Below are 12,950 nucleotides of genomic sequence, written 5' to 3'. Positions count from 1 at the left end.
TCAATTCTTCTGTGGAGGGGAAGGTGAAAGTTCCCCTCTTCTTTTAAATAAAAGTATGATTTAACATGAGATGATTATGAAAAAACAGAGCAGAATATGGATGGGAGCAGCAGCAATAATTTTATTAGGGGTGTACCTTTTTCCTATCTGGAGTATCAGTTTGAACGCCCCTCAATATCCGGAAGGCATCGGACTTAATATTTGGGTGGATACCATTGAGGGTAAGTCCCCCCATGATTTGCAAAATATTAACGGACTGAATCATTACATAGGAATGAAGGAAATCCAGCCGGACTCCATTCAGGAGTTGACAATCATGCCGTATCTGTTTGCAGGGTTAATAATAACAGGTATTGTAATATCTGTTTTTGGAAATAGAAAATGGGTGCTGGTTTGGCTGGGAGCATTCGTACTGCTGGCAATTACAGGCTTGGTTGATTTCTACCTATGGGAGTATGATTACGGTCATAATCTGAACCCCAATGCTGCCATCAAAATACCGGGGATGAGTTATCAACCCCCGCTGATCGGTACCAAACAATTGCTGAATATGAGAACGACTTCCATGCCACATATCGGCTTTTATTTCGCCCTGTTATCGATGGGGTTGGCGGCATGGACGTGGTGGAATAATGGGAATGAGAAATCTAAAGTTACAGGGACAAAATTGAATCACAAGTTAAAATCAGTTGCATAATATGAGGAAATATCTATCCATATCAACAGTAGTCCTTCTAATAATTTTGGTGAGTAGTTGCAGCCAAAAGCCGGCTGAGATTTATTACGGAAGCGATGAATGTGCACACTGCCGGATGATGATTACCGATGATCGCTTTGCTTCGCAGATGGTCACTGAAACCGGGAAAACCATAAAGTTCGATGCCATAGAATGTATGGCTGCCTATGCCAGTGATCATAAATCAGAAATGCATTCAGCCAAACTATGGGTCAGTGATTTCAGCAGTCCAGGGGAATGGATGAATCTAGAAGATGCAAAGATTATAGAAAGTCAGGTTATCAAGAGTCCAATGGGGGGAGCACTGCTTGCCGTTGATTCCCCTGAAGCCGCCGAGGAACATCTTAAAGAGTATCCAGGGGAAGTCACTGATTGGCAGCAGATTGTAAAGTAGAACCGCAGAGCAGGTAAAAAAAGAATTTAAGTTATGTGGACACGATTTAGACAAATATTTTTTCTAGTGTTAATGATGACGGCCGTGCAGGCTGCAAAAGGACAATCCATAAGGGTTTCTCCTGATGGTACTGTCAATACGCTTGAGCAGGCATTGGCACTGGCTGATTCAAATGATGTCATACGATTACAAGAGGGACGTTATTTGGAGCGTAATATTGTCATCGACAAACCGGTCACTATTGAGGGCGAGAGAAATGCTGTTGTTGATGCTGAAGGAGAGGGGTTTGTATTGATCGTACGGGCCGATAATGTGACGCTCCGTAATTTTGAAGTGCAAAATGCAGGCATCAGCTTCATGGATGACAATGCCGGTATTTTAGTTGAAGAAGCCAAAGGCGTGCTGATTGAAAACCTGACCCTCACGGATAACTTCTTCGGCATTTATCTCTCGAAGGCCTCCGATTCGACCATCCGTAACAATACGCTGATCGCTTCGGGAGAAAGAGAAACGCAGTCCGGCAATGGCATCCACCTCTGGTATAGCAAGAATATCACGATCCACAACAACACCATAAAAGGACACCGGGATGGTATTTACTTTGAATTTGTGGAAGGTATCGCCATCACGGATAATCTGAGCGAAGAAAACCTGCGATACGGTCAGCACTTTATGTTTTCAGACCACTGCACTTTTACTGGAAATACCTTTAAGAATAATGGTGCGGGGGTTGCTGTGATGTATACGGACCATGTTACCATGACCGGGAATCGATTTGAGCACAACTGGGGATCGGCAGCGTATGGATTGCTGATGAAAGAGATACGGGAAAGCAAAGTATATAACAACACTTTTGAAAATAATTCGGTTGGAATGTATATGGAAGCGTCCAGCCGAAATAGAGTTAAGCATAATGATTTTATCAATAACGGCTGGGCACTGAAGGTGATGGCCAATTCGATGGATAACCAGTTTGTTCAAAACAACTTCATCGAGAACAGTTTTGAAGTATCCACTAATAGCCGTCAGAACTTTAACATTTTCACCGGAAACTACTGGAGCCGGTATATGGGCTATGATCTGGATCGAGATGGAGTCGGGGACGTGCCGCATCATCCTGTACGGCTTTTTTCAGTGTTGATCGAAAAACAGCCTGAAATGCTGATACTTATGCGCAGCCTGCTCATTGGCATGCTCGATACTGCAGAACGCATTATGCCGGTGCTGACTCCCGAAGAGCTGATTGATAAAAAACCACAAATGGCGAGAATACAATGATTACTATACAAGGATTGAGAAAAAAGTTTGGCAGCCTGCAGGTTTTAAATGACCTGACGCTACAAATTCCCGCCGGACAGGCCACAGGTATTGTAGGTCCCAACGGATCGGGAAAGACCACACTGATTAAACATTTGCTCGGGCTGGTAAAGCCGGATGCAGGTTGCATTGAGGTCAACGGTGTTCACCTGAATGGCTCGTACGAATACCGCCGCCACATCGGGTATATGCCCCAGATGGCGCAATATCCCGAAAATATGAAGGTGCGAGAGCTTATCGACTTTATTATCCAGATGCGGGAAGAGGAACCGGTATTTGAAGAAGAGCTTATCGCATTGTTCGAGCTGGAAAAAGAGATGCAGAAGCCGCTTCGTGTCCTTTCAGGCGGAACCAAACAGAAAGCAGGAGCTCTGTTGGCACTGATGTTTGACCCTCGGATCTTAATTCTGGACGAACCCACGGCCGGGCTGGATCCCAGGTCAAGCTACCAGTTCAAGCAGTGGATTAAGCGAGAGAAGGATCGCGGGAAGACCATTCTGTTAACGACGCATATCATGAGTGAGATCGAGGAGCTTGCTGACCACCTCATATTACTGGTGGAAGGGCAGGTCCGATATCACGGCAGACAGAGTGATTTCATCAAAAGCAACGAAGAACAGCGCCTGGAAGGTGCTGTGGCAAAAATTTTACAGGAGGTATCAGTATGAAAGCCTTAACGATTGTTTCCTACCAGTGGAAAGACCTATTCCGGGACAAGTGGCTGATCGGTTACGCCCTGATATATCTGGTGCTGACGGATGCATTGATTCGATTCGGAGGGGGTGGCCCCAAAGCACTGCTGAGCCTGTCGAACATAATGTTATTGTTCGTCCCGCTGGTCAGCCTTATCTACGGGGTGCTTTACCTGTACCAGTCTCGCGAGTTCGTAGAACTACTGCTGGCCCAGCCGCTGGATCGCAAGAGCCTCTTTGCTGGTCTGTATGGCGGTTTGACCATTCCCTTGTCGCTGGCTTTCGTGGTCGGAGCAGGCTTGCCCCTGTTCTACACCGGGGTTTGGATACAGACGGGATTTGGGACAGTGGCCACAGTTTTCGGCCTGGGCATAGCCCTGTCTCTCATTTTTGTAGGAGTAGGGTTCCTGTTTGGGTTGAAATATTTTGATGAACGGGTGAAAGGATTCGGTTTTGCACTTGTAAGCTGGCTGTTTCTGGCGGTCTTGTACGACGGGCTTGTCCTGTTGTTAGTAAGCACCTTCAGTGCGTATCCGCTTGAGAAAGCAATGATCGGATTGTCGGTCTTGAATCCCATTGATCTGGCCCGTATCGGGGTGCTCCTGGAATTCGACATCTCTGCCTTAATGGGGTATACAGGCGCTGTATTTAACCGCTTCTTTGGTAGTTACCTCGGGTTCGTAATTGCACTGAGTTGCCTGGTACTCTGGATCGCGGTACCCGCCTGGAGAGGACTGAATCTGTTCAATAAAAAGGATTTCTAATGAACGGAACTATGGATATAAGCCTGATCAAAAAATACAACGTACAGGGCCCGCGCTATACCTCGTATCCGACGGCGGTACAATTTCAGGAAGCAGATGAGCAGGAGGTAGAGGAGCTTCAGAACTACCTTTATGAACGCAATAACAAGCCTCGGCAGATTTCGCTCTATTTCCACATTCCCTTTTGCTTCTCTCTCTGCTGGTACTGTGGCTGCACAAAAATTATCACAAAGAACCAGGATCGCGGTGACCTCTACCTGGATTACCTGGAAAAAGAGATGGACCAGGTTGCAGAAATGGTGCATCCGGACCCGAACGTTATTCAGATACATTTTGGGGGCGGGACGCCTACTTTTTTGAAAGCAGATCAGCTTATTCGCTTGGGGGCCTCCATCCGGCAGCGTTTTAACTTGACTTCCCAAACCGAATTCGGAGTGGAGATAGATCCACGTCGTTGTACAAGGGAACAGATTCAGGCACTCAGAAAAATTGGATGCAACCGCGGTTCCCTCGGCGTACAGGATACCAATCCAAAAGTCCAGGAAGCAATTCACCGGATTCAGCCTTTTAAACAGACCCGGCAGGTTACCCAATGGTTGCGGGAGGAGGGCATCAATTCCATTAACTTTGATTTAATATATGGCCTGCCCCGGCAGACGCTAGACACCTTTCGCCAAACGATGGACGATGTGCTGCAGCTTAGTCCCGATCGCCTGGCGGTTTACAGCTATGCCCATGTGCTACAGTTAATGCCCGCCCAAAAATTACTGAACACGGAAGAAATGCCTTCCACCGATGAGAAGTTGGCCCTGCTGCAGCTCAGCATCACGCATTTTAGCTCCAATGGGTACCGCTTTATTGGTATGGATCATTTTTCACGAGAAGGCGGGGAGCTTACAAAAGCGATGGATAAAGGCACCTTGCAGCGAAATTTCCAGGGGTATAGCACTCATTCCGGGGCCGATTTGTTTGCTTTCGGTATGTCGGGAATATCAAATGTGGGAGAATACTACTGGCAAAATACCAAAGATCTGGGTGCATACTATGCATCGTTGGATCAGGCAAAACTACCGGTTATGAAAATATTAGAATTGGATCAGGATGATCAGCTCCGAAAAGAGATGATTATGCAATTGATGTGCAAAAGAAAGGTATCCAAGATCGATGTAGAACAGAAATGGAATATTGATTTTGACGGTTATTTCAACGCATCTCTCCAGAAATTAGAGTTATTACAACAAGACGAACTTGTACGATTAAAGTCACACTCGATTGAAATTACAGAGCAGGGACGGTTATTTCTGCGAAATATCGCAATGTGCTTTGATAAGTATTTATCCGACAATAAACCAACACATAACTTTTCAAAAACAGTTTAATTATGGCACAGTTAACAGCTCCAGAAAAAACGATAGGCGAAATAGTTGCCGAAGATTATCGAACCGCCGGTATATTCAAAAAGTTTGGTATGGATTTCTGCTGTGGAGGTGGCAGATCCATTGCTGAGGCCTGCAAACGAAAGGATGTAGACATGGATGTACTTCTGTCTGAACTCGACAATATTACTAAAACAAAAAGTGAAGACCAAGACAACTATAATGAATGGTCTCCTGAATTTTTGATTGATTATATCATCAACAACCATCATCATTTTGTACGTCGGAAGCTTCCAGAGGTCAAAGATTATGCCCGTAAAGTGGCAAAAGTCCATGGCAAGAGCTATCCGGCACTGAATAAGATGCTGAATGTATTCCAGGAGCTTAAAGAAGAGATGCTTTCTCACCTGGATAAAGAAGAGCAGACCCTTTTTCCATACATTAAAAAGCTGCGAGAGGCTATAACGAATGATGAGAAGAAGCCTGTTGAAGAACTGCAGAGCGGACTAGCCGCCCGGGCAATCAAAATGATGGAAGAAGAACATGATGAAGCCGGCAAGCTAATGGCAGAACTGGAAAGGTTGAGTAGCGGATTTACTCCTCCTGAGGATGCTTGTACTACATTCCGGGTGTACTTTCAAAACTTGAAAGGATTCCAGGATGACCTGTTCAAGCATGTTCATCTTGAAAACAACATACTGTTTCCTAAAGCACTCAGGTTGGAAGAACAGCTGAACTAAATGTAACAAGGGCCGAGATCAACAAAGATTAAGCGATGCTCGGCCTTTTCTTCTCCCGTAAAGATAATACCTCATTAACTATCTTATGCCAAAAGCTCTTCATACTTTTTCTATTCCCGTCATGGGCACCGGTCACTCTATCGATTCTCCCATCCGTGTCGGACCCTATGGTATCGACTCGGTCATTTCTATTGTTGATGATCTGTTGATTGAACGCATCCGGAAATACTATTGCCAGGAGTTGGGACTTCCATATAATAATATTGCCCGCAACGCCGAAGACGGCCGCGCCCGGCGGATAACGGCATATCTGGATTTGGTTCAAAAGATCGTTGAGAAGAGATTTAATACAATCAGAAATCAGCCGTTTTTTGAAAATAATGACAAGGCTAAATATTTTAATATGCTTCCTGACAGATCTAAACTGAAAGAGCTGTATAATAAGCTGATGAAAACGAAAGAGGGGAGTTTGCGTGACCGTCTGTCGTGTAAACTATCGCGACTGATGCAACCGGGTTCTATCGATGTAAATATTATGGCGAAGATTGATCGTACGACTTACGATAAAACAGGTACACCTATGAGTGCCGAGTTCAGTGATGCCAGTGCTGCCTTGCGGGGTTTTGCCAAAAGTAAACTCGCATCCGGACTGGTGCTGTCGGCAGGATTTAACCCCCGATTGTACAATTATATTACCAAATTTAAAGACTTTTACCGAGACGCTGAGGGCGAAATAAAAAAGAAAATAATTCTGAAAGTCAGTGATTTCCGGTCGGCCCTCATTCAGGGGAAGTATCTGGCGAAAAAGGGATTGGAAGTTTTTGAATATCGTATTGAGTCGGGATTGAATTGCGGGGGGCATGCCTTCCCCTCCGAAGGGCATCTTATGCCGACTTTGCTCCGTGAGTTTCGGGAAAAGAAAGACCAGCTTACTAAAGTGGTACAGCCTCTCATTAAGAAGTATTATGAGGAAAATGCCGGTGGTTTTTCTGATGAGTGGGAGATTTCGGAGCCCCGCCTGACTGTTCAGGGCGGGATAGGGACAAGCGGGGAAGCTGAGCGTCTGATCAAAGATTTTGAAATGGATTCCACCGGGTGGGGAAGTCCCTTTCTGCTGGTTCCTGAAGCTACTACCGTCGATAAGTCCACACGGGAGTTATTGGAAAATGCGGGAGAAGAAGAACTGTATATCAGTGGTGTGTCTCCTTTGGGAGTCCCCTTTAATAATCTGCTGAATACCGGGTCTATGCGATGGCATCAAAAGCGGATCGACAAGGGCAAACCCGGATCTCCCTGTCCCAAGGGTTTTCTTAAGTCTAATACCGAATTTACAGAGCAGCCCATTTGTACGGCCTCGACCCAGTATCAATTGCTTAAGCTTGACCAGATTGCCCATAGTGAAATGGCCGAAGAAGAGAAAGAAGACAAGCGGAAGGAGGTGCTGGATAAAGCGTGTCTGTGTAATCATTTGGGGAACGGGGCCCTGATAAATTTAGGAATAATACAAGAATACCGGGCTCCGCAGGCTATCTGTCCCGGACCCAATATCGCCTGGTTTGACGGGGAATATTCACTTTTGGAAATGGTGGATCATATCTATGGGCGCCGGGTTTCTTTGGTGCCGGCAGAGCGTCCGCATATGTTCGCTAATGAAATTGTTCTGTATGTCGATTATGTTGAGAAACTGGTCGAGCAGCATCAAAATGGCAAAGTAAATCGGAAAAAATTGAAGAAATTCAAAACGAACCTGGAGCGGGGCATGGACTACTGCCTTCAAATTGCTCGCAAAACCCCGTATAAAAATGAAAATCTGCAATCGATCCCAGAGGTGGTTGCCCCGCAACGCCAACGGTTATCCGCCATTTTTGATCGATTGTCAATTCCTGTTTAACTGGATCCATCGTGGAATGAATACAAGGCGGACAAGCAAAAAATACAGAATCGCTTTTTCCTTTTTGTGGAAAGCATCACTGGGGTGTTTTGTTATTGCCGCAACGACGGGATTTCTTTATCGGCTTGGGATAGTTGGCTGGATGCCCTCGAATCTCAGCCTGGAAAATATTCGTCACGCTCATTCTCACCTTATGTTTTTTGGTTGGGCTGTCCCATTCCCCATGTATTTTATTATCCAAAAAGTGGATGCCGAACTAAAAGCCAATGAGCCTAATATTTTGATGACCCGCATGGCTATGGCTTCTATTTTTATGGGGGTTGCCTCCTATCCCTTTTTTCTCCTCTATGGATACCGGCCGGTACCGGTGGCCGGGATGGATCTGCCGCTTTCTGTTATTTTTTCGGGACTGGTGATGCTCTGCTGGTACGGCTTTATGGCAGGTTACTGGAAAGAACGAAAATATATTTCCGATGATTTACCCATCCGGTTTTACGACGGGGCGCTGCTAATGTTGTTTATCTGTTCACTCGGCGCCTGGGGAGTAGCAGTGGTACAGTTTTCGGGCGTTGCAAACCCACTGTTCGGCAAAGCGTTGACGCATTTTTTCCTGGCAACTTTTACCGAAGGTTGGGTGGTCCTGATACTGCTGGGATTGCTGTACGAGAGCATGGAGATTAATACAGACAAGTTACCCGTGGCCCCGACACTACTGACCGGACTCATCCTGTTGGGTGCGCCGTTAACATTCCCGTATGGGATTTCTGAAGGATTAATGTCTAACCAGCTGCTGTTTGCTGCCCGCGCCGGCGGCCTACTGGCGGCTGCAGGGCTGGGGTTGAATTTTTACCTGCTTTATCGGGGAACAGTTGCCCAAACAGCCTGGTACTGGAAACTCATTTTGATCTTGCTCGGAATTAAGGCACTGGCACAGTTTGCGGCTTCCGTTCTTCCCGCCCATTTTTGGATATCAGAGCATAGTCTGAGGCTATTGTATTTGCATTTGTTATTGCTGGGGGCCTTTTCCTTGTCGATTCTGGCCTGGTGGCATATGTCAACAAATATCCCGGTTCGGTTCTTCAACGGAATTGTGCTGTCCGTTGTTATAGTACTCGTAAGCCTGTTGTCCCTTACGTCCCTCTGGCCGGCTATGTGGTCCGGCCCGTGGATTTTCTACTTACTGGCCGTAGCGGCGTTGCTGCCGGTCCTTGCAATCGGGGCTTACTGGTTTAAGATGATACAATCTCAAAACAACATACGATAGTTAACTATTATGCGCGACATCCAAAATGATGAAGATATAAAAAAATTGGTCCATAGTTTTTACCGTAAAGTTGAGCAGGATGAACGGCTGGGCTATATTTTTAATGACTTCGCCCAGGTGGATTGGGATGACCACCTGCCTAAAATGGTGGACTTTTGGTCGAATTTGTTGTTTCAGACCCAGCGCTATAAAGGACGCCCCTTTCGCCAGCATCTGCCCCTGCCGATCAAAGAAGAAGATTTCGGGCGCTGGTATGCCTTATTCAAAGCTACCACAGACCAGCATTTTGGGGGAGAAAAAGCAGAATACGCCAAAGAGATGGCCGGCAAGATTGCATCTTCCTTTTCTGTTCGCATGGAGATGGAGGGAAAGTATAAACGATCAAAAGACCAGAATAATCATGAATACAAAAGAAACAATACCAGTGGCTGACAAACGTCTTGCCCGCAAAATTCGCCAGGCGTGCATTGAGGCCGCCAAAGAAGGTTTTATGGATGCCTCAATGAGCGGCTTATGTGCCGAAGGCGCCATGGAAGCGGCAATAAGTGCTATCAGAAAGCTGGATATTGAACAATTAATACAGCAATAAATAACCAGCATCAGATGAAACATAACCTATTCTTTGCAACCCTACTTGTTGGTTTCGTTTCTGTCATTATGGGGTGGGTCTTACATCCCCGGGAAGAGTCACCACAGCCAGAAACTATGCCATTGGTCCCAATGATGCAGCAATTACTAACGGATATGCACCAGGTTGACATCGGTATTTATACCGAGGATTTTGAACTGATTGAAGAAGGGGCAGGTAATATATCCGATCATCCTACTATGACCGAAAAAGATAAAAAGTTAGTAAAAACGACCCTGGGGGCAGAAATGGAACAGTTTGTGGAATATGACATGATCGTACATCACCATGCGGATTCTATGCGACTGGCTGCGCTGCAGGAAAATATGCAGGAAGTTTTGCATCATTACCGTATTGTCCAGCAGGGATGCGTGAATTGTCATTCCAATTATAGAGAAACGATCTCATCGGCTCGATTAAAGGACGGAAATTAGCAATATGAAGGAACCGATAACCGGTTATCACAAAGACGAAGAAGATGACTGGGTAGCCGAGCTGGCGTGCGGCCATCATCAACATGTCCGGCATAATCCGCCCTGGATGCTCCGTCCCTGGGGTATTACTTCAGAAGGCAGGAAAAGTCATCTTGGGAAAAAATTAGACTGCAAAAAATGCGACCGCGGTGAACCCAAAGATTATGAGGTGCCATGCCAAGAATAGCTCGCATATTTATTAAAACAGGACTGATCTATTTGTTGACAGCCTTGCTCCTGGCTATAGCTTATGAGATTAATTCCATCAGTTTTCCGGGTATGATGCCACTATTCTGGCATCTGTTGATGGTCGGCTGGATAACCCAGATTATTTTTGGCGTCTCCTTGTGGATGTTCCCCGGCAGGACCCGGGAAGAGGGGGTTAAGGCTCAAAAATGGGCATGGCTGACGTATCTCATGCTTAATATCGGCCTGATTTTTCGTGTAATAGCTGAACCGGTTGTCAGTTCATCAGGTTTGGTTGTGTGGGATATACTGATCTTTCTGTCAGGAATCTTGCAAGCTGCGGCTGCGGTTGCCTATACTATTGAGCTCTGGCCACGGGTACAATCCAAAGAGCAGCGCCGTAAAAACCTGCAAAAGAAACGTAAGCGTGAAGGTAATTAGACTCAAACATATCCTACATTGTTAATAAAAAAACCACGAATAAGATGCCTGCACCCAGCCGATGGATGATTCGCTGTTCGCTGTTATACTTATTAACAGGATTTGCCATTGGGGCCGCAATGCTTATCAGTAAAGCCTACCCGGTATATCCGCAGGTCTGGCAGCTGCTCCCTGTCCATATTGAGATAGCCATTTTTGGATGGATCATTCAATTTACTATGGGCACCGCTTATTGGATTTTGCCGCGTTATCTGAAAACAGGAGGTCGCGGTAATAGCATGCTGGCAAAATCCATGGTAGTGCTGTTTAATACCGGAATACTGCTAAATGTTATTTCTTATTTACAGTTTTTACCGGAAGAAGCCGTGTTTTGGGGACGGTTGTCAGAGGTTGGAGCTGTTGGTTTATTCGTTATACTGCATTGGAATCGAGTGGTAAGCTATCGGAGGTGAGGAGGCCCAGGTACAAATTTTTAGGCTAATCTAAATTAGATCAGGCATCAGTAATAATTGTTTTTGGATACACTTTTTATGAGCTTTAACAATGGCGGTACAGTACAGTGGTAATAATAAAAAAGAGGGATTGATATGAATTTAATAGAGATATTGGTTAAAAATATAATCATTGTAATAGTTTGTACGCTCGCCGTAGTGGGATGCTTACCCAAACAAGATAATTTTCAGCCGGAGAATGCAGAGATTGTTGGTGAGCAGCAGGCCAAACTTACGCTTCCGCCTGAAGTACCACCACCCATCGAAAGAGAAGACGCCACAAAGCTCATTGTGGACCTGGAAGTAGTTGAAAAGGAGATGAGACTCGCAGACGGAGTGGAATATACCATGTGGACTTTCGGCGGCTCCGTACCGGGTAAATTTATACGTGTGCGGGAAGGGGATATGGTCGAATTTCATTTAAAGAATCACCCCGATAACAAACTGCCTCATAATATTGACCTGCATGCGGTTAACGGACCGGGCGGGGGTGCTGAGTCTACTTTTACAGCGCCGGGACGTGAGACCGTATTTTCGTTCCGGGCATTAAACCCGGGTTTGTATGTGTACCATTGCGCCACAGCCCCGGTAGGGATGCATATCGCCAATGGAATGTATGGACTGATTTTGGTGGAACCCTGGGAGGGACTGCCGGAGGTAGATAAAGAATACTACGTGATGCAAAGCGAGTTTTATACTGAAGGTGGCTATGGTGAACGAGGGCTACAGCCTTTTGATATGGATAAGGCCATCGAAGAAGATGCGGATTATGTGGTATTTAACGGGGCGGTTGGATCTATGATGAATAAGAATGCAATTACGGCCCAAAAGGGCGACAATGTTCGGTTATTTGTGGGAAATGGCGGCCCAAACCTGACTTCCTCCTTTCATGTAATCGGCGAAATATTTGACAAGGTCCATTACGAGGGTGGCAGCCGCGTGCAGGAAAATGTTCAGACCACATCCGTACCGGCCGGCGGGGCTGCTATGGTGGAGTTTATCACCGAAGTACCCGGCAATTACATTTTGGTTGACCATGCCATATTTCGGGCTTTTAACAAGGGAGCGCTTGCTACACTGGCGGTTTCCGGAGAGGAGGACGAAAATATTTATACGGGACAGCAACTTGATCGGGTGTACCAACCCGAAGGGGGAGCTATCCAGGAACTTCCGCAGGAGAAAAGAGCAATACCAACAGCCAGTACCACGGAAGAACGTATTGAGTTTGGCCGGGAAACGTACATGTCGGTATGCCAGGCTTGCCATATGGCTGACGGGAGTGGTATCGAGGGAGCCTTTCCCCCGGTAGCGGAATCCGATTACCTCAATGAAGATCCTGACAGGGCAATAAGTGCGGTTGTGCACGGCCTGCAGGGTGAGATTACTGTGAACGGGGAAACATACAATGGAGTAATGCCCCGGCAGAACCTGACGAATGAAGAGGTAGCGAATGTCATTACATTTATTCTCAATAACTTTGGCAACGAAGGTGGAGAGGTGACCCCGGAGCAGGTAGAACGGGTTCGCCAACAAGAAGCTTCCACTTCATAATTGATC

The 12,950-nt window shown here is 46.1% G+C and carries 16 protein-coding genes; all 16 read left to right on the top strand.

What is annotated here, in order from left to right; genetic code table 11:
* Nucleotides 1–76 precede the first annotated feature (76 nt).
* The 16 genes from J6I44_RS10615 (at nt 77) to nirK (ending at nt 12,944) form a co-directional block, all read left to right on the top strand.
* On the top strand, nt 77–697 hold the full coding sequence (locus tag J6I44_RS10615) for a hypothetical protein (RefSeq protein WP_265766085.1): 621 nt from the start codon (nt 77–79) through the stop codon (nt 695–697).
* A 49-nt stretch (nt 698–746) separates the two neighbouring features.
* Nucleotides 747–1,130: a nitrous oxide reductase accessory protein NosL gene (locus J6I44_RS10610; protein ID WP_265766084.1), complete on the top strand. Its 384-nt coding sequence runs from the start codon at nt 747–749 to the stop codon at nt 1,128–1,130.
* Nucleotides 1,131–1,163: 33 nt separating this feature from the next.
* The gene (locus J6I44_RS10605) at nt 1,164–2,408 is read left to right on the top strand and encodes a nitrous oxide reductase family maturation protein NosD (RefSeq protein ID WP_265766083.1); all 1,245 of its coding nucleotides are present in this window, start codon (nt 1,164–1,166) and stop codon (nt 2,406–2,408) included.
* Complete coding sequence (locus J6I44_RS10600; protein ID WP_265766082.1) at nt 2,405–3,115, top strand: ABC transporter ATP-binding protein; 711 nt, start codon at nt 2,405–2,407, stop codon at nt 3,113–3,115. The genes J6I44_RS10605 and J6I44_RS10600 overlap by 4 nt, the downstream gene beginning before the upstream one ends.
* Before the next feature lie 95 nt (nt 3,116–3,210).
* Entirely contained in the window at nt 3,211–3,903 is a 693-nt protein-coding gene (locus tag J6I44_RS10595) for a hypothetical protein (RefSeq protein ID WP_265766080.1), read from the top strand.
* Entirely contained in the window at nt 3,903–5,282 is a 1,380-nt protein-coding gene (gene hemN / locus J6I44_RS10590; protein WP_265766079.1) for an oxygen-independent coproporphyrinogen III oxidase, read from the top strand. The genes J6I44_RS10595 and hemN overlap by 1 nt, the downstream gene beginning before the upstream one ends.
* A 2-nt stretch (nt 5,283–5,284) precedes the next feature.
* Nucleotides 5,285–6,019, top strand: coding sequence for an iron-sulfur cluster repair di-iron protein (ric, locus tag J6I44_RS10585; RefSeq protein ID WP_265766078.1), 735 nt, complete (start codon nt 5,285–5,287; stop codon nt 6,017–6,019).
* A gap of 85 nt (nt 6,020–6,104) precedes the next feature.
* A complete protein-coding gene (locus tag J6I44_RS10580) occupies nt 6,105–7,910 on the top strand; it encodes a hypothetical protein (RefSeq protein WP_265766077.1) in 1,806 nt (601 codons plus the stop codon).
* Nucleotides 7,911–7,974: 64 nt separating this feature from the next.
* Entirely contained in the window at nt 7,975–9,174 is a 1,200-nt protein-coding gene (locus tag J6I44_RS10575; RefSeq protein WP_265766076.1) for a hypothetical protein, read from the top strand.
* A 9-nt stretch (nt 9,175–9,183) separates the two neighbouring features.
* Nucleotides 9,184–9,606: a group III truncated hemoglobin gene (locus J6I44_RS10570; RefSeq protein ID WP_265766075.1), complete on the top strand. Its 423-nt coding sequence runs from the start codon at nt 9,184–9,186 to the stop codon at nt 9,604–9,606.
* A complete protein-coding gene (locus tag J6I44_RS10565) occupies nt 9,599–9,763 on the top strand; it encodes an acetyltransferase (protein WP_265766074.1) in 165 nt (54 codons plus the stop codon). Before J6I44_RS10570 ends, J6I44_RS10565 begins: the two co-directional genes overlap by 8 nt.
* Nucleotides 9,764–9,777: 14 nt before the next feature.
* A complete protein-coding gene (locus J6I44_RS10560) occupies nt 9,778–10,236 on the top strand; it encodes a hypothetical protein (protein WP_265766072.1) in 459 nt (152 codons plus the stop codon).
* Between the two features lie 4 nt (nt 10,237–10,240).
* On the top strand, nt 10,241–10,462 hold the full coding sequence (locus J6I44_RS10555; RefSeq protein ID WP_265766071.1) for a DUF3565 domain-containing protein: 222 nt from the start codon (nt 10,241–10,243) through the stop codon (nt 10,460–10,462).
* A complete protein-coding gene (locus J6I44_RS10550; RefSeq protein ID WP_265766070.1) occupies nt 10,450–10,902 on the top strand; it encodes an NnrS family protein in 453 nt (150 codons plus the stop codon). The genes J6I44_RS10555 and J6I44_RS10550 overlap by 13 nt, the downstream gene beginning before the upstream one ends.
* Nucleotides 10,903–10,946: 44 nt before the next feature.
* Nucleotides 10,947–11,354, top strand: coding sequence for a cbb3-type cytochrome c oxidase subunit I (locus J6I44_RS10545; RefSeq protein WP_265766069.1), 408 nt, complete (start codon nt 10,947–10,949; stop codon nt 11,352–11,354).
* A 135-nt stretch (nt 11,355–11,489) separates the two neighbouring features.
* Entirely contained in the window at nt 11,490–12,944 is a 1,455-nt protein-coding gene (gene nirK / locus J6I44_RS10540; protein WP_265766068.1) for a copper-containing nitrite reductase, read from the top strand.
* Nucleotides 12,945–12,950 lie beyond the last annotated feature (6 nt).

It is taken from the genome of Fodinibius salsisoli (assembly GCF_026229185.1).
Taxonomy (GTDB): Bacteria; Bacteroidota; Rhodothermia; order Balneolales; family Balneolaceae; genus Fodinibius; species Fodinibius salsisoli.
Note: the sequence above shows the minus strand (reverse complement) of the source record. Positions and strands in the feature narration are given on the sequence as shown.